25 protein-coding genes are annotated in these 23,442 nt (G+C 72.4%); 10 read left to right on the plus strand and 15 right to left on the minus strand.

Annotated elements, in window-relative coordinates; genetic code table 11:
- Positions 1 to 36: 36 nt before the first annotated feature.
- A complete protein-coding gene (locus OG199_RS05960; protein WP_405828393.1) occupies positions 37 to 1,740 on the plus strand; it encodes a glycosyltransferase family 39 protein in 1,704 nt (567 codons plus the stop codon).
- 32 nt (positions 1,741 to 1,772) lie between these two features.
- Here OG199_RS05960 and OG199_RS05965 read toward each other — a convergent pair whose 3' ends face one another.
- Entirely contained in the window at positions 1,773 to 2,321 is a 549-nt protein-coding gene (locus tag OG199_RS05965) for a flavoprotein (protein ID WP_356800027.1), read from the minus strand.
- A gap of 212 nt (positions 2,322 to 2,533) precedes the next feature.
- Here OG199_RS05965 and OG199_RS05970 point away from each other — a divergent pair, with 212 nt between their 5' ends.
- Positions 2,534 to 3,985, plus strand: a complete 1,452-nt coding sequence (locus tag OG199_RS05970) for an amidase (RefSeq protein WP_405828395.1) — start codon at positions 2,534 to 2,536, stop codon at positions 3,983 to 3,985.
- A gap of 51 nt (positions 3,986 to 4,036) precedes the next feature.
- Here OG199_RS05970 and OG199_RS05975 read toward each other — a convergent pair whose 3' ends face one another.
- Positions 4,037 to 4,495: a nuclear transport factor 2 family protein gene (locus tag OG199_RS05975; protein ID WP_401808958.1), complete on the minus strand. Its 459-nt coding sequence runs from the start codon at positions 4,493 to 4,495 to the stop codon at positions 4,037 to 4,039.
- A 107-nt stretch (positions 4,496 to 4,602) separates the two neighbouring features.
- Between OG199_RS05975 and OG199_RS05980 the strand changes: the two genes are divergently transcribed.
- A complete protein-coding gene (locus tag OG199_RS05980) occupies positions 4,603 to 5,190 on the plus strand; it encodes a TetR/AcrR family transcriptional regulator (protein WP_405828397.1) in 588 nt (195 codons plus the stop codon).
- A 104-nt stretch (positions 5,191 to 5,294) separates the two neighbouring features.
- Here OG199_RS05980 and OG199_RS05985 read toward each other — a convergent pair whose 3' ends face one another.
- Together OG199_RS05985 and OG199_RS05990 are read right to left on the minus strand one after the other, a co-directional pair.
- Positions 5,295 to 5,489, minus strand: coding sequence for a ferredoxin (locus tag OG199_RS05985; protein ID WP_356800089.1), 195 nt, complete (start codon positions 5,487 to 5,489; stop codon positions 5,295 to 5,297).
- A gap of 19 nt (positions 5,490 to 5,508) precedes the next feature.
- Positions 5,509 to 6,696: a cytochrome P450 gene (locus OG199_RS05990; RefSeq protein WP_401808953.1), complete on the minus strand. Its 1,188-nt coding sequence runs from the start codon at positions 6,694 to 6,696 to the stop codon at positions 5,509 to 5,511.
- A 422-nt stretch (positions 6,697 to 7,118) separates the two neighbouring features.
- On the opposite strand from OG199_RS05990, the gene OG199_RS05995 reads away from it, so the two are divergent.
- Entirely contained in the window at positions 7,119 to 7,751 is a 633-nt protein-coding gene (locus tag OG199_RS05995; RefSeq protein WP_402183099.1) for a LysE/ArgO family amino acid transporter, read from the plus strand.
- Positions 7,752 to 7,856: 105 nt separating this feature from the next.
- Here the strand turns inward: OG199_RS05995 and OG199_RS06000 are convergent, their stop codons facing one another.
- A complete protein-coding gene (locus OG199_RS06000) occupies positions 7,857 to 8,372 on the minus strand; it encodes a nuclear transport factor 2 family protein (protein ID WP_356800039.1) in 516 nt (171 codons plus the stop codon).
- Positions 8,373 to 8,537: 165 nt separating this feature from the next.
- Here OG199_RS06000 and OG199_RS06005 point away from each other — a divergent pair, with 165 nt between their 5' ends.
- On the plus strand, positions 8,538 to 8,981 hold the full coding sequence (locus OG199_RS06005) for a nitroreductase family deazaflavin-dependent oxidoreductase (protein WP_356800041.1): 444 nt from the start codon (positions 8,538 to 8,540) through the stop codon (positions 8,979 to 8,981).
- A 173-nt stretch (positions 8,982 to 9,154) separates the two neighbouring features.
- On the opposite strand, the gene OG199_RS06010 is transcribed toward OG199_RS06005, so the two are convergent.
- Positions 9,155 to 10,099: a cation diffusion facilitator family transporter gene (locus tag OG199_RS06010; RefSeq protein ID WP_356800091.1), complete on the minus strand. Its 945-nt coding sequence runs from the start codon at positions 10,097 to 10,099 to the stop codon at positions 9,155 to 9,157.
- 244 nt (positions 10,100 to 10,343) lie between these two features.
- On the opposite strand from OG199_RS06010, the gene OG199_RS06015 reads away from it, so the two are divergent.
- Positions 10,344 to 10,670: a DUF4235 domain-containing protein gene (locus tag OG199_RS06015; protein ID WP_401808950.1), complete on the plus strand. Its 327-nt coding sequence runs from the start codon at positions 10,344 to 10,346 to the stop codon at positions 10,668 to 10,670.
- A gap of 35 nt (positions 10,671 to 10,705) precedes the next feature.
- Here OG199_RS06015 and OG199_RS06020 read toward each other — a convergent pair whose 3' ends face one another.
- From OG199_RS06020 to OG199_RS06030, 3 genes are all read right to left on the minus strand, one after another.
- A complete protein-coding gene (locus tag OG199_RS06020; RefSeq protein WP_401808948.1) occupies positions 10,706 to 11,098 on the minus strand; it encodes a VOC family protein in 393 nt (130 codons plus the stop codon).
- A gap of 80 nt (positions 11,099 to 11,178) precedes the next feature.
- Positions 11,179 to 11,640 carry a pyridoxamine 5'-phosphate oxidase family protein gene (locus OG199_RS06025; protein ID WP_405828401.1) on the minus strand — a complete coding sequence of 154 codons (462 nt, stop codon included), beginning with the start codon at positions 11,638 to 11,640 and terminating at the stop codon, positions 11,179 to 11,181.
- Between the two features lie 6 nt (positions 11,641 to 11,646).
- A complete protein-coding gene (locus OG199_RS06030; protein ID WP_405828403.1) occupies positions 11,647 to 12,474 on the minus strand; it encodes a TetR/AcrR family transcriptional regulator in 828 nt (275 codons plus the stop codon).
- Between the two features lie 118 nt (positions 12,475 to 12,592).
- On the opposite strand from OG199_RS06030, the gene OG199_RS06035 reads away from it, so the two are divergent.
- Both OG199_RS06035 and OG199_RS06040 read left to right on the plus strand, forming a co-directional pair.
- Positions 12,593 to 14,086, plus strand: a complete 1,494-nt coding sequence (locus OG199_RS06035) for an APC family permease (RefSeq protein ID WP_401808942.1) — start codon at positions 12,593 to 12,595, stop codon at positions 14,084 to 14,086.
- Positions 14,087 to 14,133: 47 nt separating this feature from the next.
- On the plus strand, positions 14,134 to 15,762 hold the full coding sequence (locus tag OG199_RS06040; protein WP_405828406.1) for an amidohydrolase: 1,629 nt from the start codon (positions 14,134 to 14,136) through the stop codon (positions 15,760 to 15,762).
- A 75-nt stretch (positions 15,763 to 15,837) separates the two neighbouring features.
- Here OG199_RS06040 and OG199_RS06045 read toward each other — a convergent pair whose 3' ends face one another.
- The 6 genes from OG199_RS06045 to OG199_RS06070 form a co-directional block, all read right to left on the minus strand.
- Entirely contained in the window at positions 15,838 to 17,283 is a 1,446-nt protein-coding gene (locus tag OG199_RS06045; protein ID WP_405828408.1) for a cytochrome P450, read from the minus strand.
- Positions 17,280 to 17,885 (minus strand): GTP-binding protein, encoded by a 606-nt coding sequence (locus tag OG199_RS06050; RefSeq protein WP_405828410.1) that lies wholly within the window; start codon positions 17,883 to 17,885, stop codon positions 17,280 to 17,282. Before OG199_RS06050 ends, OG199_RS06045 begins: the two co-directional genes overlap by 4 nt.
- A complete protein-coding gene (locus OG199_RS06055; protein WP_405828412.1) occupies positions 17,866 to 18,240 on the minus strand; it encodes a DUF742 domain-containing protein in 375 nt (124 codons plus the stop codon). The genes OG199_RS06050 and OG199_RS06055 overlap by 20 nt, the downstream gene beginning before the upstream one ends.
- Positions 18,237 to 18,647 (minus strand): roadblock/LC7 domain-containing protein, encoded by a 411-nt coding sequence (locus OG199_RS06060; RefSeq protein ID WP_401808933.1) that lies wholly within the window; start codon positions 18,645 to 18,647, stop codon positions 18,237 to 18,239. The genes OG199_RS06055 and OG199_RS06060 overlap by 4 nt, the downstream gene beginning before the upstream one ends.
- 5 nt (positions 18,648 to 18,652) lie before the next feature.
- Positions 18,653 to 20,536 (minus strand): ATP-binding protein, encoded by a 1,884-nt coding sequence (locus OG199_RS06065; protein WP_405828414.1) that lies wholly within the window; start codon positions 20,534 to 20,536, stop codon positions 18,653 to 18,655.
- A gap of 198 nt (positions 20,537 to 20,734) precedes the next feature.
- The gene (locus tag OG199_RS06070) at positions 20,735 to 22,279 is read right to left on the minus strand and encodes an oxidoreductase (RefSeq protein WP_405828416.1); all 1,545 of its coding nucleotides are present in this window, start codon (positions 22,277 to 22,279) and stop codon (positions 20,735 to 20,737) included.
- Between the two features lie 212 nt (positions 22,280 to 22,491).
- Between OG199_RS06070 and OG199_RS06075 the strand changes: the two genes are divergently transcribed.
- Complete coding sequence (locus OG199_RS06075) at positions 22,492 to 22,854, plus strand: DUF1304 domain-containing protein (RefSeq protein ID WP_356800067.1); 363 nt, start codon at positions 22,492 to 22,494, stop codon at positions 22,852 to 22,854.
- Positions 22,851 to 23,405, plus strand: coding sequence for a TetR/AcrR family transcriptional regulator (locus tag OG199_RS06080; protein ID WP_356800069.1), 555 nt, complete (start codon positions 22,851 to 22,853; stop codon positions 23,403 to 23,405). Before OG199_RS06075 ends, OG199_RS06080 begins: the two co-directional genes overlap by 4 nt.
- Positions 23,406 to 23,442: the final 37 nt, after the last annotated feature.

Genomic DNA, 23,442 nt, shown 5'->3' on the forward strand with positions numbered 1-23,442 from the left:
TGAGCGGTGGGCCACCGGGCGGACGTATCAAGAGGCATGTCGACCTCCATGGCGGACAGGCGGGAAAGCCGCCTGCCGACGCGCACCACCGAGCCGCCGCGACGATTCGCACGACTGCGGCGGCACCGGCGGTGGCTGCTCGCGCTCGCCGTGGCCGCCCTGCTGGCACAGATGGCGGTGGCGATGGTCACGGCCGCCGCGCGGCAGACACCGACGATCGACGAGCCGGTGTACGTGGGCACGGCGGTGGTCTACACGCGGGAACACAGCCTGCGCTACAACCCGGAGCATCCACCGCTGGGCAAACTGATCATCGGCGCCGGGCTGGTCTTCGCCCACCCCCACCTCGACGCGCACGCCACCGACGATCAGACGGCGCTCGGACGGCGCCTGCTCTACGAGTCGGGCAACGACCCCTGGCGGGTGATGTTCTGGGCGCGGCTGCCGGTGATCGTGCTGACGCTGCTGTTCGGCCTGGTCGTGCTCACGTTCGCCCGTGAACTCGTGGGTGCCGTGGGTGGGTTGGTGGCGCTCGCCCTGTACACGTTGTCTCCCGACGTCATCGCGAACGGCTCGCTGGCCACCCTCGATCTGCCGGCGGCCGGATTCGTGCTGACGTCGGCGTGGCTGGTGTGGCGGGCCCGGCGCGGGCGTCCGCTGCCGCACCTCGCGCTCGCGGGGGTGGCGCTCGGCGCGGCGCTCGCCACCAAGATGAGCACCCTGCCCGCGGTGCCGGTGCTGCTGCTCCTGGCGGTCCTCTCCCTGTGGGGCACACGTCGCGCCTCCGGCCCCGGGCCGCACGCCCAGCGGCGACTCGTCGCGCTGAGCGTGGCGGTGGCGGTCGGCATGGTGGTGCTGGCCCTCGCCGTGGTGTGGGCCAGTTACCTCGTCGTCGACCCGCGACTGCGCTGGGCCACGCCCGCGGACGTCCCGGCGGTGCACGGTCTGCGCGGGCTCGCCCTGCACTGGCTGCCCGTCCCCCGGCCGTACCGCGACGGGATGCGGGTGCAGTTCGGCTTCGAGAACGCGACGTGGGGCGGTTTCCTCTTCGGCAGGGTGTACCGCGGTTCGCTCTGGTACTACCTGCCGGCCGCACTGCTGGTGAAGACACCGCTCGGCACGCTCCTGCTCTGGCTGGCCGGCGCGGCGGCGATGGTCCGTGTGCCCCGGCTGCGCGCCGCCGCCCCGTACGTCCTCCTCCCCCCGGCCGTGCTGCTCTCCGTGGCCATGACGGGATCCCGCGATCTGGGGGTCCGCTACGCGCTGTTCGTGCCGGTGTTCCTGGCCGTCGCGGCGGCCGGGGTCCTCACGCTGCGGGCCCGCCGGGCCCGTCCCGCCGCGGCGGCGCTGGTGTTGTTCGTCGCGGTCAGCTCGCTGCGCGCGTTCCCGTACTACCTGCCGTACTCGAACGAGGCGTTCGGCGGACCGTCGATGACCCGTCTGCGGCTGCACGACTCGAACGTCGACTGGGGGCAGGACCTGGGACGGCTAGCCGACCGCCTGGCCGCACGGTATCCGCACGAGCGGGTCTGGCTCGTCTACAAGGGCAGCGGCGTGCCCTCCGCGTACGGGATCGAGGCGGCCGATCCGCGCAAGGCGCCACCGGGCGAGGTGCACGGCCTGCTGGTCGTCTCGGACTCCTCGGTCGCGAAGGCGGACGGCCGGCTCGCGGCCCTGCTCGACGGCAGTACGGCCGTGGACGACGTCGGCCACTCGATCACGATCTTCCGGAGGCCGTAGGCGACGGGGGCCTCCCGTCGCCCCGTCCTCCGTCAGGTGCGGGCGGCGAGCAGGTCCAGCACCCGCTCCCAGCGGAACTCCGCGCGCCGTCCGTCCGCACCCGGCTCCCCCGAGTACCGGTCGCCGAACCGGACGCCCATGCCGAGCAGCCGGTCGAGGCTCGCGCGATACGCGGGGTGAGCCGCCAGCGCGTCGCTCACACAGGGCAGTACGGCGATCGGGACGCCGAGACCGTACGCCTCGCACAGGGTCCCGAGGGCGAGGGTGTCCGATATCCCGGCCGCCCACTTGTTCACGGTGTTGAAGGTGGCCGGAGCGACGGCCACCGCGTCGGGGGCCGGGAAGGGGCGCGGGTCGCCCGGGGCCCGCCACGCGGACCGGATCGGGCGGCCGGTCCGCGCCCCGACGGCCTCCGCGTCGAAGAACCCGAGCCCCTGCGGGGTGGCGATGACGCCCACTTCCCAGCCGCGCTCCTGTGCGGCGGCGATCAGTCTGCCGACGTCCTGCGCGATGCCCGCCGCGCAGACGACGACGTAGAGAAAGGGCTTTGCGGCGGGGGCCCGCCCGGTGCGTTCGGTCACCCCGGGAACTCTAAGGGCTGTCCCGTTGACGGCTTCTTCGTGCCGCCGCTCGGCCGACGACGCCGGCGGAGCGGGAGCCCGTCGCCGGTGCACGCCGCCCAAGGAGTGTTGTGCGTTCGGACTTGGCCCTGGGAGACCAGAATCGAGACATCCGTTCCGTTGTGCGAAGCGGTATTTCGTGGCCCGTTGCAGAGGCCGCTACGGTCGAATTCATGGACTGGAACTTTCGGACGGCCGAAGAACTCGCGGCTTCCCTGCGCGCCGGTGAAGTGACCTCGGCGGAATTGACCGACGAGGCGATCGCCCGTATCGAGCGGGACGACGGGGCGGTCAACGCGATCTGCGTGCCGGACTTCGACCGTGCGCGGGCCGCCGCGCGCGCCGCCGACCAGGCGCGCGCCCGCGGTGAGGACGGGCCGCTGCTCGGCATTCCGGTGACGGTCAAGGAGTCCTACAACATCGCCGGGCTGCCCACGACCTGGGGCATCCCGTCACACCGGGACCACCTGCCGGACGAGGACGCGGTGCAGGTGTCGAGGATCAAGGCCGCGGGCGCGGTGGTGCTCGGCAAGACCAATGTGCCCTTGGGGCTGCAGGACATGCAGAGCTTCAACGAGATCTACGGCACCACCAACAACCCGTGGGATCACGGTCGCACGCCGGGTGGATCCTCCGGCGGGTCGGCGGCGGCCCTGGCGTCCGGATTCGGCGCGCTGTCCATCGGCTCCGACATCGCCGGCTCGTTGCGCACCCCCGCACATTTCTGCGGTGTCTACGCGCACAAGCCGACACTCGGGCTGGCTTCGAGCCGCGGGATGGTCCCGCCGCCCGCGCCGGCCCTGCCGGGCGACCCCGACCTCGCGGTCGTCGGCCCGATGGCGCGCACCGCGCGCGACCTCACGCTCCTGCTCGACGTGATGGCCGGACCGGATCCGCTGACGCTCGGTGTGGCGCACGACCTGAGGCTGCCGCCCGCGCGCCACGAGCGGCTCCGCGACTTCCGGGTCCTGGTCCTCGACGAGCATCCGCTCATTCCGACCGGGTCCGCTGTGCGGGCGGGTGTGAACCGGGTCGCCGACGCGCTCGTCGACGGCGGCGCCCGCGTCGCACGGCACAGTCCGCTGCTGCCCGACCCGGCCGAAGCCGCGGTGATCTACACCCAGTTGCTGTTCTCGGGCTCCGTTGCGCGTTTTCCCGTCGCGGCGTACGAGCAGTTGCGGATCCGCGCCGCCGGACTGAGCGCGGACGACCGGAGTCTCGACGCGGCGCGGCTGCGCGGCATGGTGCTGAGCCACCGCGACTGGATCGAGGCGAACGGCCGTCGCGAGCTCCACCGTCACGGCTGGCGGCGGCTCTTCGCCGAGTTCGACGCCGTGGTGTGTCCGATCACGCCCACTCCCGCGTTCCCGCACGACCACGACCCCGATCTGCTGGAGCGCCGGATCGACATCGACGGCGTCGAGTACCCGTACTTCGACCAGCTCGTCTGGGCCGGTCAGGCCACGATGCCCGGCCTGCCCGCCACCGCCGTGCCGGCGGGCCGTTCCCCCGAGGGTCTGCCGGTGGGAGTGCAGCTCATCGGTCCGATGTTCGAGGACCGCACTCCGCTGCGGCTGGCCGAACTGCTCGAGCAGGAGATCGGCGGCTTCCAGGTACCGAAGTAGGGCGCACCACCGGAGAGGCAGGGGCGCCCCCGTCACCGGAGGGACCACGCGTCACCGGAGAGGGAGGGACGCCCCGCGTTCGGCGTCGGAGCGCGGCCCGAAGAGCCGGCGGTCCTTCTCCTCGATGGGCACGTCGTCGATGCTCGCCTCGCGGCGGGTCATCAGCCCCTGCCCGTCGAACTCCCACAGTTCGTTGCCGTAGGACCGCCACCACCGGCCGTCCGCGTCGCGGGACTCGTACTGGAAGCGGACGGCGATGCGGTTGCCGTCGAAGGACCAGAGGTCCTTGCGCAGGGCGTACTCCCGCTCGCGCTCCCACTTCGCGGTGAGGAACTCGACGATCGCGGCGCGACCGGTGACGAAGGTGTCGCGGTTGCGCCAGACGGAGTCCTCGGAGTAGGCGAGCGAGACCTTGTGGGGGTCGCGGGTGTTCCAGGCGTCCTCGGCGGCCCGGACCTTCTGGAGAGCGGTCTCACGGGTGAAGGGCGGCAGGGGCGGGCGGACGGACATGAGCGGCTTCCTGCCGGACGCGGCGCGACAAGGTTGAGAACGTGCGTTCTCCTGACCGGCTGCTAACGTAGAGAACGTTGGTTCTCGCGTCAAGGAGCCCCCTGCCCATGGACATCACGAGCGCTCGGGAACAGGCCCTCGCACAGGCCCGGGAACAGGCGCTGGACGCTGCGGAGGAGCTGTTCTACGGCCGCGGCATCCAGACCGTCGGGATGGACGACATCCGGGGCGCCTCGGGCGTCTCCCTCAAGCGGCTCTATCAGCTCTTCCCCGCCAAGGAACTGCTGGTCGAGGCCTACCTGGAGCGGCGTGACATCCGCTGGCGGCGCCGGCTGGCCGAGCACGTCGACCGGTACGAGGAGCCCGAGCGGCGGATTCTGGCCGTGTTCGACCGGCTCCGGCTGTGGTTCGGGGAACCGGACTTCCGCGGATGCGCCTGGATCAACTCCTACGGTGAACTCGGCGCCACCTCACCACGTGTGGCCGTCCAGGTCCGCGCGCACAAGAAGGCGTTCAGGGACTATCTGGGCGGCCTCGTGACCGACGCGGGACTGCCGGACTCGCTCACCGACCAGGTGTATCTGCTCGCCGAGGGAGCCATGGTCACCGCGGGCATCACGCGGGAGGTGGAGGCCGCCGGGCACGCGGCCTCGGCGGCCGAGGCGCTCATCTCGTCCGCCCGGCACGCCGGCTGAGCGGACACCGCGGCGACCGGACCGGCCGGAAGGCGCGGCGGACGGACCCGAGGAAGGTGTCCTCGGGTCCGCGGGAGGTTTCCCCGGATCCGCCGGGGGTGCCCTCAGGCCTCTGAGACGGTGATGGCGCCCACCGGGCAGGCCCGCGCGGCCTCCCGGACCAGTGGGTCACCGCCGCCGTCCTCGCTGCCGGGGAGCACCTCGCTGAATCCGTCGTCGTCCTGGGTGAAGACGTTCGGCGCGGTCAGCGCGCACTGTCCCGCGCCGATGCAGACGTCCTTGTCGATCACGATGTTGATGGTCATGCCGGTAAGCCTCTTACCAGGTCACGGGGAGTTCCAGCATCCCCTGGATCGTGTCTCCGGGTTTGAAGGGGATGTCGTCCGCCGGCGCGTCCAGCCGCAGTCCGGGCAGCCGGTCGAACAGCGACAGCAGGGCGATCTCCATCTCGGCACGCGCGAGGTTCTGGCCGAGGCACTGGTGGATGCCGAAGCCGAACGCGACGTGGTGACGGGCCGGACGGTGCCAGTCGAGGGCGTCCGGCTCGGGGAAGGTGTGCTCGTCACGGTTGATGACGGAGGTCGAGAAGACGACTCCGTCATCGGCGCGGATCGTCGCTCCGGCCACCTCGATGTCCTCGGTGGCCACCCGCAGCAGCCCGTCGGCGATGGACAGGAAGCGCAGCAGCTCCTCGACGGCGGCGGGCATGAGTGTCGGCTCCGCGCGCAGCTCCGCCAGCTGCTCCGGGTGCCTGAGCAGGGTGAACGTACCGAGCGAGATCATGTTCGCGGTCGTCTCGTGGCCGGCCACCAGGAGGATCGTCGCCAGGCTGATCAGCTCCTCGCGGTCCACCGCGCCCTCGCGCAACCGGTCCTGGATGAGCTCGTCGAGCAGCCCGTCTCCCGGATCCTTCTGCTTGCGGTCGATGAGCGACCCGAAGTAGGCGTCCAGTTGGTCGCGGGCGTCCTGGGTGTCCGCGGCGGCGGGGCCGCGCAGCAGCCTGCGGGACTGCTCCTCGAAGAACTCGTGATCGGCGTACGGGACGCCGAGCAGCGCGCAGATCACCATCGACGGCACGGGCAGCGCGAAGTCGCCGACCAGCTCGGCGGGCGGGCCCTTCTGCACCATGGCGTCGAGCAGCCGGTCCACGGTCTCCTGGATACGGGGACGCAGGGTCCCGATCCGCTTGAGGGTGAAGCTGGGGACCAGCATGCGGCGCTGGGTGTGGTGCGCGGGATCGTCGAGCCCGAGGAGCGCCACCCGGCGGTCGCGGGCGGAGGCGAACCGCTCCGTGGGCATCGGGAACGCCGGACGGGTGCGGTCGGACGAGAGCCGTGGGTCGGTGAGGAGGTCACGGGCGATGCCGTGGCCCGTGACGACCCACACGCTGCGGCCGTCGTACAGGGACACCCGCGACAGGGGGCGCGCCTCGCGCAGGGGGTCGTAGGCGGTGGGCGGGTGGTAAGGACACGTGCGGTCCTGGGGGAAGGCAACGGTTTCTGTCATGAGTGACCTCGCATGCGATGGTTCCCTCTTGCCGATCTTGCCGCTCCTCATTAGATGCCCCAGGCATCTACAGAGCCACTCGAAGTTCGGCCAGATGCTCCGGTCGGGCGGTCTGGCCGAACGCCGTCGCCCGGCGGGGCGCCGACCGGGCGCCCGGGGGCCGGCGGGGCGGCGCCCACGCGTGGACATGGCTCGAACCGCCCGCCCGGGCAACGGTGGACACCCGTTCCACGTGGCTCGGCGGTGTTCCTTGCGATCCCGTCGGCGGCCCCCGAAATTCGGTTGCACGGGCCGCCGCGGAGGCCCGAGGATCTGCGCATGTCCATGTTCGAAGCCTTCCTGCCGCCGACCTCCGCCGCCACTCGTCCGGTGCGGGTCCAGCAGCGGCCCGGCCGACCGCGGAGGCCCTCGCTTCCCCGATCGTGACCGCCGCGCTCGTCGCGGGGCTGCTCGCGGGCTATGGCATCGCCATCCCCGTCGGAGCGGTCGCGACCTATCTAGTGTCCCTCACCGCTCGTACGTCACTGCGGATCGGCGGGTCAGCCGCCCTGGGCATCGCGACCGCCGACGGGGTGTACGCCCTGGTCGCCGCGCTCGGGGGCGCCGCGCTCGCCGCCGCGCTCCAGCCGGTGCTGGTGCCGTTGCGCTGGGTGTCCGGGCTGGTCCTGGCCGCCCTGGCGGTACGGGGCACCGTCACCGCTCTGCGCCAGTACCGCGAGCGGCGGCTCACCGCCCGTTCGGCGAAGGATCCGGCGCACCCGGCGCGGGCGTATCTGACGCTGCTGGGGATCACCCTCCTGAACCCCACCACCATCGTCTACTTCGCCGCGCTCGTCCTCGGCAGCCGTGCGACCGAGGCGGTACGGCCGCTGGAGCAGGGGGTGTTCGTACTCGCCGCGTTCGTCGCCTCCGCGAGCTGGCAGCTGCTGATCGCCGGCGGCGGCGCGCTGCTGGGGCGGGTCCTGACGGGACACCGGGGGCGGCTGGTGACGGCGCTCGTGTCCAGCGCCGTGATCATGGTGCTCGCCGTACGGATGCTCCTCGCCTCGCCATGACCACGTGGACCCGTGACCGCCGTCAACGGTGTGACCTGGCGCGACCGGCCGTGATCCCGTACGGCCTCGATCTGCCAGTGGGACCCGGCGAGTTGGCGGGCGCGGTCACCGGTCGCGACGAAGGGCCGCCGGGGCGCCGGGGGTGGTCGGAGTGCCCGGGGTTACCGGGCGGACGTCGTCGCCGGGTTCGAAGGCGCGGGCCACCGCGAGGCTGTCCTCGTACACGTGATGGCGTACGACGAGACCGTCCTCGACCGTCAGGTGCAGGGCGAACCGGGCCCGGTAGGGGCGCCCGGTCGCCCGGGCCGTCTGCCGGATCTCACCGAGGACCACGGCCTCCGCACCGTCGACGAGGATCCGCTCGACCGTGGTGTCCGCGCCCGCGGGCAGATGGTGCGCGCCCAGCTCCCGGAAGTGGGCGGCGGCGTCGGCACGGGTGGACCGCGGACGGATCCACGGGGTCGCGGCACGCCCGTGCTCGTCCCCTGGCCAACTGAGCTTCCAGTCGATCCGTTCGGCGTAGAGCTCGGCGATCCGTTCGGGGACGCCGGCGCCGATCCGGCGCAGCAACTCCTGGGCCACGGCGCCGGTTGTCGGAACGTGTGCGGTGACCGATGACATGGGGGCCGCCCTCTCCGTGGTCCTCGTCCGGTAACGGCTCCACCGTCCCGCACGTGGCCCGCGTCCGCGATTACCCGCGGGGTCATGCCGCGGATGATTCACAGCCCCGCTGGTGTTGAATCATGCCGAGACAGGACCAGTACGACGCGAGATGGGACGGAAGTCATGCCTCTTGAGGGTGAGTACGAACCCAGCCCGACGCAGTGGGTGCGCGAGCAGGTGGAGCTGTACGAGAGCTCCGGCGGCACCGAGGGCACCACACTGCAGGACACGGGACTGCCGGTCATCATTCTCACGACCCGCGGTGCCAAGAGCGGCAAGATCCGCAAGACCCCGCTGATGCGCGTCGAGCACGACGGCCGTTACGCGGCGGTCGCCTCGCTCGGCGGAGCCCCGAAGCATCCGGTCTGGTACTTCAACGTGAAGTCCGACCCGCACGTCGAACTCCAGGACGGTGCCCGGCGCCAGGACCTGCGGGCGCGTGAGGTCACCGGCGCGGAGAAGGACGAGTGGTGGGAGCGCGCGGTCGCGGCGTACCCCTCGTACGCCGACTACCAGAAGAAGACGGACCGCGAGATCCCCGTCTTCGTGCTGGAGCCGACTGACTGAGCGGCGCGGACGCGCCGGCGACGACGCGCGGCGCGTGAGCGGGGTCCCGGCCGCGCCTGACCGGGGGTCCCGGCCGCGTCCGCGCCGAGGTCCGCGAAAAGGGCCTCGGGGCGGACGCCGAGGTCTCGCGGACACGCCGTGCATGAGCCGTCCGCCCCCCGGGCACTCGTACCTCAGGCCCCGCCGCGCTCCCCCGTCGCGGCGGGGTCGTCCGCTGTCCCGCCCTCGCGCGACGCGGCCCGTGCCGCCGCCGCGTCGGTCACGTCCAGGAAGATCTGGTCCGCCTCCGGCACCGTGTGCGCGACGGAGCGTTTGATGCGGACGGCGACCTCCTCGACCTCCTCGCTGTCCATCCCCGGTACGAGGTCGATCCGGGCGGCGACCAGGGTCGAGTCGAGGCCGATCTCCATGGTGAGCAGCGCCTCCACGCTGTCGATCTCGGGCTGTGCCTCGAGCAGCGCCCGTATCCGGCCGCTCGACTCGGGGTCGGCGGCCCGGCCGATGAGCTGCTCACGCGCGTCGCGGCCCAACCAGTAGGCGACGCCCACCAGAAGTGCCCCGATGGCGAAGGATGCCGAGGCCTCCCACACGATCTGTCCGGTGATCATGTGCAGCGCCATGCCGATGATCGCGAGCGTCACGCCCAGCACGGCGGTGCCGTCCTCGGCGACCACCGTGCGCAGGGCGGGGTCGCGCAGCCCTCCGGCGCCGCCCTGTCCGCGCACCTGGTGAAGCGCGCGGAACAGGGACGCGCCCTCGGCGAGCAGGGAGACGACCAGCACCGCGAGCCCCGCCACATAGCCGCTGGACGACTCCTCGCTGCCGCTCTTCAGGGCCTCGAAGCCCTGGAAGAACGAGAAGCAGCCGCCCATCACGAAGATGCCGACGGCGGCGAGCAGCGACCAGAAGAACCGTTCCTTGCCGTAGCCGAACGGGTGCCGGCGGTCGGCGGGCCGGCGGCTGCGGCGCAGGGCGGCGAGGAGGAAGACCTCGTTCAGGCTGTCCGCCACGGAGTGCGCGGCCTCGGAGAGCAGTGCGGGCGAGCCCGTGAGCAGTCCGCCCACCGCCTTGGCCACGGCGATCAGGAGATTGGCCCCGAGGGCCACGAGCACGGTCAGGCGCGTTCCGTGGTCCTGCCCCTTCGGCTTCGGCGCCGGCTCCGACTGCGCCGGCTCCTTCGGCTCCTTCGGCTGCTGGGATTGTGCCGACGGCTTCGGCCGGTCCGACCGGTCCTGCGATGTCCGATTCACCCCGTCCGGTTGCCCAGGCCCGCGCGCCTCACACTTCGGCGGACGGTACGGCCCTCTACCCGACGTCCGGATTCGGTGGCACCGTCGACTCGGACCACGGAAGGAGACCCACGTGCCCAAGAAACGGAAGAAACTCAAACTCCCGTTCGCCTACAAGCCGCTGGGATTCGCGCTGGGCTGGGCGAGCGGAGCCCTGGCCGGGCTGGCCTTCGAGGCGGCGTGGAAGGCGGTGCGCCACGAGGAGGACGCGCCCGACGCGCTGGACAAGGACCGCGGCTGGGGTGAGGTGCTGCTCGCCGCGGCCCTCCAGGGCGCGCTGTTCGCCGTCGCCCGCAGCGCGGCGGACCGCGCGGGCGCGAAGGCCGTCGAGCGTTCGACGGGGATCTGGCCGTCCCCGGACAAGGGGAAGGGCAGAGGCGGCCGTGGTGGCCGGAGCTGACGACCGTATCCGCCGGGCCGGACACGGCGGTGGGTTCAGCCCAGCTTCGGCGCCATGGTGGGCGTGAGGCACAGGGTGAACGAGTGCCCCGACGGGTCGGAGTAGCCCCGCTCCTCGAAGGGTCCCGCGGCGTCCTTGGTCTCGATGGGCCGCCCGCCGAGACCGACGATCCGGCGTTCCGCCTCGTCCAGGTCCGCCACCTGGAAGTCCAGATGGACCTGGAGGGAGTTCTCGGGGCGGGGCCAGCTCGGCGGCGTCGCCGTGAGGTCCCTGCGGAACCCCATCCGCGTCCCGTCCGCGCCCTGGATGTCGATGCGGTTCGCGCTCGTGTCCGTCTCCTCGCCGTCGAGGAGTTCCTTGTAGAACGCGGCGAGCTTCTCGGGCTCGGCGCAGTCCAGCACCACCACGCCTGCCAGGACCAGTGCCATGCTTCCTCCGTAGGGGATCGGGGGCGCGGTCGGCTGGGCCGTCGCTGCCCCGCGCCTCCCGGATACCCCGTCCCACGGAATCAGTCGTCCACGAGCCAGCCGCCGTCCCGCATGAGGTCGCGGCCGGCGATCTCGTCGGCCTCGCGCCAGGCCTGTACCCGCCGTGGAGTGACGCGGAAGTAGAGGTAGGCGGTGGTGAGGCGGCGCGGATCGAAGCCGGTCCGCTCGGCGAAGGCGTCGCCGACACCGGCCGGCAGTCCGGCGGGTTCCAGCGTCTCGACGGTGCCGTCGACGACGACCACGTCGCGGGTGGGTCCGAAGGCCAGACGTACCGTGCCCGTCGTCCGCAGGTTGCGGCCCGTCGGGCTGGCGCCGGGGGTGGCCAGCAGCACGGTCGTGCCGTCCCAGAGGTAGGACAGCGGGATCAGGTGGGGCGCCGCGCCGTCGGGGCCTGCCGTGGACACCCAGACGTCGACGTCCTGTTCCAGCCGGTGGAGCGTGTCCTGTGTGCGCTGCTTCACGGTGCGGGCGGGCGGGGTCATGTGCGGTCAGCTTCCTGGGGGCCGTGGTGCGGACGGGTCCGGGGGAATGACGCGGGAGAGCCCGGCGGTGTGACCGGCGGGGTCTTCCGGTCGCGTCTCCGTCTGCCGTGTCGGTTGCGTCGGCGGGAGCTCCTGTATCTCGTCCAGCCGGGCGGCCGCGGCGGCCAGCAGCAGGTCGAGCGCCGACGGGTAGGCGCTGCGCCGCATGTCCGCCACCAGATGACGCGCCGTCGCCGCGATGTGCGGGTGCGTGTCGGGGGACAGCCGCGCGTACGTCGCCCGCCACACCCCGGCCTCGGCCTCTCGCGCGGCCCGGGGCAGGGCCACGCTCGCCGCGTCGAGGGCCGCGAAGGCCAGCGCCTGGTCGACGAACGCGTGGTAGATCCGTACGGCCTCGACGTCGGGGAAGCCGGCGCCGCGCAGCACGCCGAGGATCGTCTCCACCGCCGCGATCTCGTGGACCCGGCCCGTGACGCGGTACGCGCTGAGCACCGCGGCCTGGGGATGGGAGAGGGATCCGGAGTGCATCCGCAGGCCGAGGTCGCGCAGGTCGGCCCGCCAGTCACCGGTGGGACGCCAGGTGCGCAGCGTACGGCCGATGAGTTCGTCGGCGATGGCGAGCAGCAGGTCGTCGGTGTCGCGGAAGTACCGGTACAGGGCCGTGGGATCGGCGCCGAGGGCGAGGCCGAGGCGGCGGACGGTAAGGGCGTCGGCGCCGTGCTCCTTGAGCAGCCGCAGCGCCGTCTCGACGATGAGCTCCTCGGAGAGGACCACACCCGTCTTGGTGGGGCGTCGGCGCCGCCGGGCGGCGGGCGGGACGACTCGTTCGGTCATGGACTCTCCCTCCGGTGCGGGCACCTTATGTCAACGGCGTTGACCTGTTAAGGCTCCGGGCAGTTTCATTTCCGGTCATCGGGCCGGAACCAGGCCCCGGGTGCGATCGGAGCAGGCCATGACGCAGAAGCCGTACGGTGTGGATCCCCCGTCCCTGCGCAAGTCCCTCGGTGTCGTGGACGGCGTCGCGATCGCCGCGTCCAGTACGGCGGCGACCACCAGCATCGGGATCGGGCTGGGCGTGACGGCGGGGGTGGTCGGTCTGCATCTGCCCGCCATCATGCTGCTGGCCTTCCTCCCGGTCCTGGGCATCGCGGGCGCCTACTCGCGGCTGAACCGGGTCGAGCCGAACGCGGGCAACGGCTATGTCTGGGTGGGCCGTTCCCTCACTCCCTGGCTCGGCTTCCTGGTCGGCTGGGTGAACATCGTGGCCACGGTGGCCTTTCTCGCCTACACCACCGCCGTGACCGGCTCGGCCATGCTGCAACTCGCCGGTGAGGCGGGACTGCACGAGGCGGCCGGGTTCGCGCTGGACCCGGACTCCACCGCCCAGACGACCGCGGTGGGCGTCGTGGTCCTCGTCGCCGTCACCCTCACGGCGGTCACCGGGGTCAGAACCGCCGCCCGTCTGCAGAGCGGGCTGCTGGTCTTCGAGTACGTCGTCCTGCTGGGCTTCTGCGGATACGGCATCGTCACCGGTCCGCACGCCTTCCGCCTGAGCTGGTTCGACCCGTTCCGGATCCCCTCGGCCACGGCCCTGGCGCAGGGCATGCTGCTGTCGGTGTTCTGCTACTGGGGGTTCGAGGCGGCGTTCACCGTGAACGAGGAGGTGCGCGACCCCAAGGACGCCTCACGGGCCGGGACCATCACGCTGGTCACGATGCTCGGACTGTTCCTCCTCGGCTCGGTCGCCTTCCAACGCGTACTGTCCGAGGACGAGTTGGCCGACCACGGCGCCCAGGGGCTGGCGTTCTTCGGCGACCGTCTCGCCTCCCAGCCGCTCGCCGCGCTGCCTCTGGTGGCGCTGATGTTCTCGGCCGTCGCCTCCCTGCAGGCGGGCGTGATCCCGACGGCTCGCGGGATGTTCGCGATGAGCCGGGACCGCACGCTGGGACCGGTGTGGTCCAGGGTCAACTCCCGGTACGGGACTCCGGCGGCCGGGACCCTGCTGATCGGCGCGCTGGCGGCGGCCGTGGCGGCCCTCGCCCTGGTGATCCCCCGGCTCGCCGACATGATCATGGCGACGGTGAACGCGGTCGGGATCGTCGTCGCCCTGTCCTACGCGCTCACCGCCCTGGCGGCCGCGGCGCGCTTCCGCGGCCTGCTGCGCGAGGACTGGCGGCAGGGGATACGGGCCGTGGTGCTCCCGTCCCTGAGCGCCGCGGCCCTGCTCGGCCTCGGCGGCTACCTCGCCTGGTCCTTCTACACCTCCGCCGACCATCTCGAAGTCAGCGCGGACAACGGGTGGTTCCTGCTGCTCGTGCCCGGCCTGATGATCGCCTCCGGATGCGCGGCGGCCGCCTGGGCCAAGTGGGTGCGCAGATCCCCGTACTTCCGCACCGGCCGCGGCACCGACGCCGACGCGCCCCGGCTGCTGGCCGCACCCCGCTGACCCGCACCCGCACCCGGACCGCCGACACCCGACCAAGGAACGGACACATGCACGCTGACCTCCTGTTCACCGGTGGACCGGTCCTCACTCCCGAGGGCCCCACCGTCACCGAGGTCGCCGTCACCGGCGACCGGATCACCGCCGTCGGGGCCTCGGCCCGCGAACTGACCGGCCCCCGGACCGAGGTCGTCGACCTTGCCGGACGGCTCCTCCTGCCCGGCTTCCAGGACGCGCACCTCCACCCCGTCCCGGCGGGACTTGAACTCGCCCAGTGCGATCTGACGGGCGCGCGGACCGCCGAGGAGACGGTGCGCGCCGTCCGTGCGTACGCCGACGCACATCCCGGCCGGGAGTGGATCACGGGCGGCGGCTGGTCCATGGAGGCGTTCGAGGGCGGTACGCCGACGAAGGAGGCGCTGGACGCGGTCGTGCCCGACCGGCCGGTGTACCTGCCGAACCGGGACCACCACGGGGCCTGGGCCAACAGCCGTGCCCTGGAGCTGGCGGGGGTCACACGCGACACTCCGGACCCGGCCGACGGACGCTTCGAGCGGGACGCCTCGGGCGAGCCCACCGGGATGCTCCAGGAGGGGGCCATGCGGTACGTCGGCCGGCTCGCTCCCCCGGCCACCCCGGCGGACCGGCTCGCCGCGCTGCTGCACGCCCAACGGCATCTGCACGCGCTCGGCATCACCGCCTGGCAGGACGCGCTCGTCGGCGCCTTCCTGGGAATGGACGACCCGTCGGACGCGTATCTGACGGCTGCCCGCGACGGCTCGCTGACCGCGCGGGTCGTCGGCGCGCTGTGGTGGGACCGGGAACGCGGGGCCGAGCAGATCCCCGAACTCGTCGAGCGCCGGGCCGCGTTGAGCCATGGGCGGTTCCGCGCCACCAGCGTCAAACTGATGCTGGACGGGGTCGCCGAGAACGGCAGCGCCGCCCTGCTCGACCCCTATCTCGACAACTGCGGCTGCGCCACCGCCAATCGCGGCACCAGTTTCATCGATCCGGCCCGACTTCCGGCATACGTCGCCGAGTTGGACGCCCTCGGCTTCCAGTGCCACTTCCACGCGCTGGGCGACCGGGCCGTACGGGACGCCCTGGACGCGGTCGAGGCGGCGCGGAAGGCGAACGGCCCGAGCGACACGCGTCCGCACCTGGCCCACCTCCAGGTCGTGCACCCCGACGACGTGCCCCGCTTCGCGCGGCTCGGCGCCACGGCCAACATCCAGCCCCTGTGGGCCGCGCACGAACCGCAGATGGACGAGCTGACCATTCCCTTCCTCGGACCCGAACGGGCCGCCCTGCAGTACCCGTTCGGCTCGCTGCTGCGGTCCGGGGCGCGACTCGCGGCGGGCAGCGACTGGCCGGTCAGCAGCCCCGACCCGCTCCAGGGCATCCATGTCGCGGTCAACCGCGTGGTGCCGGACGGGACGGAGCCGGTGTTCCTGCCGGCCGAACGCGTGGGGCTGACCGCCGCGTTCACGGCGTACACGGCGGGATCCGCGTACGCCAACCATCTCGACGACACCGGGAGTCTGCGGGCGGGGTCGCTGGCGGATCTCGTGGTGCTGGACCGCGACCCGTACGCCGGGCCGCCCGAGGAGATCGGTACGACGCGGGTCGCGCTGACCTATGTGGGGGGTGAGCGCGTCCACGAGGCACCGGACGCGTGACGGTGCCTACCCGGGACCGGGCGGTACGCGTCACCCGAAGGTGCGACGCGCCCGGCCCCGACGCCGGGCAGTGGGTCAGGTTGCGGAGGGGTGTGGGGGCCCTGCGGAGCCCGTCTGCAGCCCCTCTCCCGTCTGCAGCCCCTCTCCCGTCTGTCGTTCCTCTCCCGTTCGCGCCGCGAACTCGACCGGTAGCCGGTCCAGTCGGGTCTCCCAGGTGGAGGCCGTCGAGGTGAGTTCACCGGCCGGCACGGCCAGCCGCAGGCCCGGCAGCCGGTGCAGCAGGACGTCGACGGCCGTCCCGATGATGGCCTGGCCGATGCCCTGTCCGGGGCACTCGTGCGCGCCGCCGCTGAACGCGAGGTGCGACTGGTTGCCCCGCACCGAGACCCCGGCCTCGGGCCGGATCCCGGGGTCCAGGTTTCCGGCGGCGAGCCCGAGCAGCAGCAGGTCGCCCTCCATGACGCGGTGGCCGGCGAGTTCGAGGTCCACGGCGGCGAAGCGCCCCGGCAGGACGGTGAGCGGCGGGGTGTTCCACAGCACCTCCTCGACGACGGCGGAGACGTCCAGCTCTCCGCTGACCAGCCCGGCGAGCCGCGAGGTGTCGGTCAGGACCAGTTGGAGCACGCGGGCCAGCAGGTTGCTGGTGGTGGTGTGCGCGGTGATCAGGACCAGGCGCAGGTGGTTGAGGATCTCGTCCTCGTCGAGACCGGCCTCGTGCTCGATCAGTCCGGTGGTGAAGTCGGCGCCGGGCTCGGCGCGTTTGCGGTCGGTGAGATCCGCGAGAATGCGCATGATCAGGTCGTTGTGGGTGAGGGCGTCCTCGCCGCCCTTGATGACCTGGGCGCAGGAGACGGCGAGGTTGCGCCCCTCGGCCGCCGGGAGTCCGAACAACCGGGTCAGGACGAGCATCGGCAGGTACTCGGCGAACTCCCCCACCAGATCGGCGCTGCCCGTGCCGGCGAACGCGTCGATCTGCCGGTGGGCGAAGTGCGCGACGTGGCGCCGGATGCCGCGCGCCGCGACGGTCCGCAGATTGTCGGTGACCGCGCCGCGCAGCCTGCGGTGCGGCTCGCCGTCCTGGGACACGCAGTCGGGCCGCCAGCCCAGCATCGGGATCAGCGGTGACCTGTCGTCGACACGGCCTTCCTTCCGGTCCCGCCAGATGCGGGCGTCCCGGCTGAACTGACGGGCGTTGTCGAGCACCCGCCGGTTCTCCCGGTAGCCGAGGACCAGCCAGGCGGGAACGTCGCCCTCCAGGAGGACCGGGGCCACCGCCCCGTACTCCTTGCGCAGCCGCGCGTACAGCTCCTGCGGATCCGTTGCCGCCCCAGGTCCGTACAGGCGGGTGAGGCCGCCGCCCGTACCGCCGGCCGCGGGGTCGTGCGCGCTGCCGTCCGCGCGGTCGTGCGCGTCGCCGGGTGCGCGGTCGTGTGCGTCCCCGGGTGCGCGGTCGTGTGCGTCGCCGGGTGCGACCGGGCAGCCGCGAGGAGCGCCGGGGTCGTGCGTGAGCCGGTCGTTCATCGCGGTTCCCGAGCGGCGGCGGAGCGTTCCTGCAGGTGGCGTACGAGCGCGATGAGGACGTCACGGCTGGACGCCCTGTCCCGGGCGTCGCAGGCCACGATCGGGATGTGCGGAGGAAGGTCGAGGGCGTCGCGGATCTCCCCGACCGGGTGCCGCGGAGAGTCCGGGAAGACGTTCAGGGCGATGACGAAGGGCACGTCCTGCCGTTCCATCTCCTCGATGGCCCGGAAGCTGGAGTCCAGCCGCCGGGTGTCCACCAGGACGACCGCCCCGAGCGCGCCCTTGAACAGGCCGTTCCACAGGAACCAGAACCGCTCCTGGCCCGGCGTCCCGAACAGGTACAGCACCAGCTCGTCGTTGAGGGAGATCCTGCCGAAGTCCATGCTGACGGTGGTCCGCGTCTTGTCGGCCACGCCGATCAGGTCGTCGGTACCGGCGCCGGCCGCGGTCAGCGTCTCCTCGGTGGTCAGCGGCTTGATGTCGCTGACCGAGCCCACCAGAGTGGTCTTGCCGGTGCCGAAGCCGCCGGCGATCATCACCTTCACCGAGCGGGGGCCGCCGCCCGACCCCGGGTCGGGACGGTCAAAGCCTTTGAAGTCCACGGAGTACCTCCTCGAGGAGCGCGCGGCCGGGCCCGCGACCGGTGTCGGACTCCGGTAGGGGATGACGGGCCTCGACACGACCTGCGTCCAGCAGATCGGCCAGGAGCACCGCGAGAATGTTGAAGGGCAGTTCGAGATGGGCGCCGAGCTCGGACACCGAGAGCGGCTCGCGGCAGCGCCGGAGGATCTCCTCGTGCTCGGGCTGCATGCCCGGGGCGGGGGCAGCGCGGGAGACGACGAGGGTCGCGACGTCGAGGCCCGCCGCCGGACCGCCGCCCGGCCCACTGCGGCCACCGGTGAGGACGTAGTAGCGCTCAAGGCCGGACGGGTCCGTGGGCCGGCGGGGAGAACTCATCCAGAGTGCTCCTCCAAGCGCGGTTCGGTGCCGAGGAGTTCACCCATCCTGCGGGCCAGATCCCTCATCTGGTGACCGAGAAGGCCCTGGTCGAGACCTTCCCTGGCCAGCACTCCGAGGTACGTCTCCACCCCGGCCCGCACCACGAACAGATGGCCGCCGTCGACCTCGATCATCGCCAGCCGCAGCCCCCCGGCACAGCGGGGGAACTGCTCGGCCACCGGCTGCGCCAGCGCCTGCAGACCCGCGACCACGGCGGCGAACCGGTCCACGTCGTCGGGGTCGTCGGCGCCGTAGGAGGTGATGGCCTTGCCGTCGCTCGAGGCCACGAGGGCGAAGCGGATCTCCTTGATGCTCTCCGTCAGGTCGCGGAGCGCCCAGCTGACGTCGGTTCCCTGTTGCGTCATGTGAACTAGTCGCTCTCTTCAGTGCGGTGCTCGTCGGACTCACGTGCCGCGGCCGCGCCGTGCGGCGGCCCGCTGTCCCGTCCGGCCGTGGCGAAGGCGGCGAGGCCGGTGAAGGACGCGGCGGGGGGCACGGCGGCCACGGACTCCTCGGTGCGGCCCACGGCGCCGGGCCGGGGAGTGGCGGCAGGGCGCGAAGCGGTGCCGGGGCGCCGATCCGGCGCCCCGGTCCGCCTGCCGCGGCGTCGGGGAAGGCCGCCGGACGTGGTGTCCGCGCTCTCGTCACCCGTCGCGGCCCGGTCCGTGGCGGTCCCGGCGGCGGGGGCCGGGTCGGTGACCGTGACGGGCAGCGGGCTGAAGTACTTGTGCGGTACGACGACGACCACCGAGGTGCCGAGCCAGGGCGAGTCGGCGAAGGTGACCCGGATGCCGTAGCGCCGTGCCAACGTGCCCACCACGCGCAGGCCCAGGTTCGCGTCCTCCGAGATACCGCCGAGGCCCGGACCGGCCGAGGTACCCGCGAGGGTGTGCGCGGCCTCGTTCCTCTTCTCCTCGCTCAGCCCCTTGCCCGCGTCCTGGATCTCGATGCCGACCCCGTTGGGTACCTCCCGGCCGGAGACGACCACCGGTTCGGTGGGCGGCGAGTAGCGTGCCGCGTTGTCCAGGAGATGGGCGAAGAGCAGCGTGAGGTGGTCCACCAGGGCACCGTCGACGCCGAGTTCGGGCAGATGACGGACCTGGACGCGGCCGAAGTCCTTGATGCGGCCGATACCGCCGCGGACCACGCTGAGCAGCCGCTGCGGCTCCTGCCACTGGCGTCCGGGCCGGTCCGAGCCGCCGAGCACGCCGATGCTGGCGGCGAGACAGTCGGCGGGGCCGATCTCCTGGTCCAGCTCCATCAGACCCCGGGCCACCGCGGGGAGCCGGCCGTGTTCGCCCTGCATCTCGTGCAGACGGCCGCGCAGCTTGCTGGTCAGCACGTGCATACGACTGCCGATGCTGATCACGGCCTGCTCGGCCGAGGTGGAGCGGTCGAACTCCGCCTCGACGCCGATCAGCGCGGTCCGCAGGATCTTCCGCAGCTCGGCACGGAGTTCGGGGCCGGCGTCCGTCTCCTGCGCGACCTCCGGCAGGATGTCGTCGACGGCCTCACCGGCCCGCAGCCGTTCGAGCGCGCCGGGAAGATACGTGTCACCAAGCCTGCCGACGACGGCCAGTTGCACGGCGAGCCGCTCCTGCCAGACCTGGGTCCGCGCGGCGATCCCGGTCTCGTGGGCCTCGGCCTGCTCGGCGATCCGCGCGTCGTGGGCCCGCGCCTGCTCGGACAGGCGGGCCTCGTGGGTCCGGATCTCTTCGGCGAGCCGCGCCTCATGGGTCCGGATCTCTTCCGCGAGCCGCGCCTCGTGGGTGCGGGTCTGCTCGGCGAGCCGTGCCTCGTACCCCTCGGACCGTTCGGCGAGGCGTGCCTCGTGGTCCTCCGTCTGTTCCGCGATGCGGTTTTCGTGGCTCTGCGTCTGCTCGGCGAGGCGGGTCTCGAAGGTGCGGGTCCGGTCGGCCAGTTGTGCGTCCAGGACCGCGCGTTCGGCGGCGAACTCCCGCTCCAGGGCCGCCACGTGCCGCTGCCACTCTTGGGACCGCTCCGCCCGTTCGCCACGGATGTCGGCGGCGGAACGGCGCAGTTGGGACCGGGTGCGCAGGAGGAGCCGCACACAGATCGCGCCGGCCGTGGTGGCCGCCGTACCCGCGAACGCCGCGGGGATCTGGACCTGGTCGGGTCCGGCGACCGCGGTGGCGACGGTTCCGGCTCCCAGCGCGACCGGCATCAGCCACCAGCTGTACCAGGCGACGGGTGCCCGCGCCGCCGGGGGCGAAGTGGCAAGTTCCATCTGCATCCTTCAAGACCAGCACGCTCGAACACAGGAGGGCGGGCGCCGTACGGGTCGCACGCGCGGCACGGGACGATCGAGTGTGTCCGCCTCAACTCGCCTTGTCCCAGGGGAGCTTATCGGGTTCTAGATCAAAAGGATCAACCCAGCGACGCAGAGCGGTGCGTATGCGATCGCCCTCCTACAGGCGTGCTCGGTCGGGTGTCAGGTCCTGCGGAGAACGCGGTTGGCGCCCGCGGCGGCCGTCGTCGCGAGCAGCCATCCCAGGCAGACGAGGACCACGGCCGCCCACTGAAGCCCGCCCCGTGGACTGAACGCCTGCTCCTGCCCGAAGTCGACGAGAGGCAGCACCAGGTCGAAGGTGTAGATGGCCGCCTGGAAGTGGGGTGGCTTGCCCGGCTCGACCGCCTGTGGGGGCCAGCGCGTGAACAGCAGGATGCCGCTGAGCATGATCGCGCACAGCCACCACACGGCGCGCATCGGGCGGTAGCCGTAGCCGACGGTGAGGTCCTGGAAGCCGCTCCACACGCGCCCCGGCCACGGCAGGGTGCCCCGCAGCCTGCGCTGCTGGGCGAGCAGCACCGTGCGGGCGTCACGGTCGTGGCCGTGCTGCCGGTAGGTGGCCGCGAGTTGTTCGTACGGCTGCGGGGTGAACCCCTCGGGGTCACGGGCGAGCAGCGGAAGCCTTTGCCGGGCGGACAGTTGGGGCAGCAGACTGTCGTAGACCACGCCGTCCATGCGCAGAGCCCTGGGCCAGCTCTCCGGGGTGGCGCTCAGCACGGTGACGCGGGTGTGACTGAGGGACACCACGCCTTTGACGGGTTCCCGGAAGCGCAGGTCGAGTTCGGAGGCGGTGGAGCGCCGGCTGATGAGGGCCGGCTGTCCGGCGGGGGTGTCGATGAGGCCGTCCTTGAAGCAGAACCGGCTGCGCACCGTGATGCTGCTCATGGAGAGCCTGCCGAGCGCGGTGAACCCGTCGCAGAGGTTGAACTCGGCTCCGACGTCTATGCCGTGGGCGCGCAGGGCCGGTCCGTGCTCGGTGGAGAGCGAGGCGTCCTCGAAGAGGGCGCCGCCGCCCACCCGGGCGTCGCACAGGTCGACGGTGCCCTCGGCGACGAGCCCGCCGCGGCAGTTCAGGTTGCCGCCTATGTGCAGCCTGTTGGCCTTGAGCGCCGTACCCGACGGGTTGCGCAGTTCGGCGCCCGTGAGCACGACGCTGCCGCGTACGGAGGTGTCCCGCAGGTCGGCGCAGCCGTCGACGGCGAAGCCCGAGCCGGCCTGGATGTCGCCGCCGATCGTGGCGCACAGGAGGTGCAGGGCGCGTTCGCCGCGGCGCTCACCGCGCCCGGTCAGCCGGCTGTTCTCCAGGTGCAGGGTGCCGCCGATCGACGCGCCGTACAGATCCGTCGGTCCTTCCACCCGGCACCCGGTGATCTCGCACTTCCCGCCGATCGTGACGCCGACCCCGGAGAGTCCGGGCAGCACGCAGTCGCGCAGTTCGAGGGCGCCCAGTGCGGCACCGTCGAGTGAGGGGACCTGCTCGAAGCGGCAGTTGCGCAGCCGCAGGGTCCCGGCGACGACGGCCTCGGCGAGGTCGAGCCGCCCGGTGATCCGTACGTCCCTGAGCCGCAGCCGGGGCAGGTGGCCCGGTTCGGCGGCCGGCGGTGCGAGCAGCAGCCTGCGGACGACCGCGGCCCGTACCTCGCCCCCGTCCGCGTACCACTCGCCCCTCCGGAAGGCGGCCCACATTCCCCGCTCACTCCCGCTCCATCCCCCTGGCGCGAGGCTGCCCGACACGTCAACTCCCCCTCCGGCAAAGGAAACCGCTGCATCGCTCTACCCAGGGGGCGCACGGGACAACCGGGGGTACCCGCAGAGTTCCTGGACATCCGTCCAGCTATAGTGGACACCTGTCCAGAACCTGTCCAGGATTCTTGATCGCACGAGGGAGCTTGCTGACGATGGAGACGGTCGCGAACGTGCTGGTGGGCCTGGTGGCCGCGCTGCACGTGTACATCCTGGTGATGGAGATGTTCCTGTGGGAGAAGAAACCGGGGCGGGGACTGCACGGCTTCGATCCGGAGCTGGCCCGGGCGACCGCGCCGATGGCCGCCAACCAGGGCCTCTACAACGGCTTCCTGGCCGCGGGTCTGGTCTGGGGGCTGCTCGCAGCCGATCCGACCGGCTTCCGCGTGCGGGTCTTCTTCCTGGTGTGCGTGGTGATCGCCGGGGTGTACGGAGCGGTCACCGCGAACCGGCGCATCCTCTTCGCGCAGGCACTGCCCGGCGCGCTCGCCCTGGCCGCCGTCCTCGTCGCCCGGTGACGGCCGAGGATCCTCGGGCGGCCCGCACCCGGGAGAGACTGCGGCGGGCACTGCTCGAGGAGTGCGCGGAGCGGCCGCTGGAGGAGGTCGGCGTCGCCGCGCTGGTGCGGCGCGCGGGGGTGGGCCGGGCCACGTTCTACCTGCACTACGCCGACCTGGAGGCGCTCGCGGTGGACACCTGCGCCGATGTCGTACGCGAGGCCGTGGACGCGCTGCACGCGTGGCGCGGGCGGCCCGACCCGGTGTCGGCGCCGCCCGCGCTCCTCTCGTTCTTCTCCGGCCTCGCGCCGCACGCCGGCCTCTACCGGGCCCTCCTGAGCCCCGGCGGCGGTGGCCCGCTGGGTCATGTGCTGCACCGGGACCTGCGCGCCCGCAGCGTGACCGAGCGAACCCTCGCGGGCGCCCCGGACGCCGCCCTCGTCGCCTCCGCGGTGGCCGCCACCTTCGCGGGCGTGCTCGCGGACTGGCTGCACGGTCTGCTGGAGGGCACTCCGGAGGAAGTGGCCCACCAGGTATGGCAGTTGCTGGTGACCCTGCACATGAGCCGGTGACACCTCACCGTGTCCTTCGTCGCGGGCCACGCCTCCG

The sequence above is a fragment of the Streptomyces sp. NBC_01176 genome (assembly GCF_045039825.1).
In the GTDB taxonomy this organism is placed as follows: Bacteria; Actinomycetota; Actinomycetes; order Streptomycetales; family Streptomycetaceae; genus Streptomyces.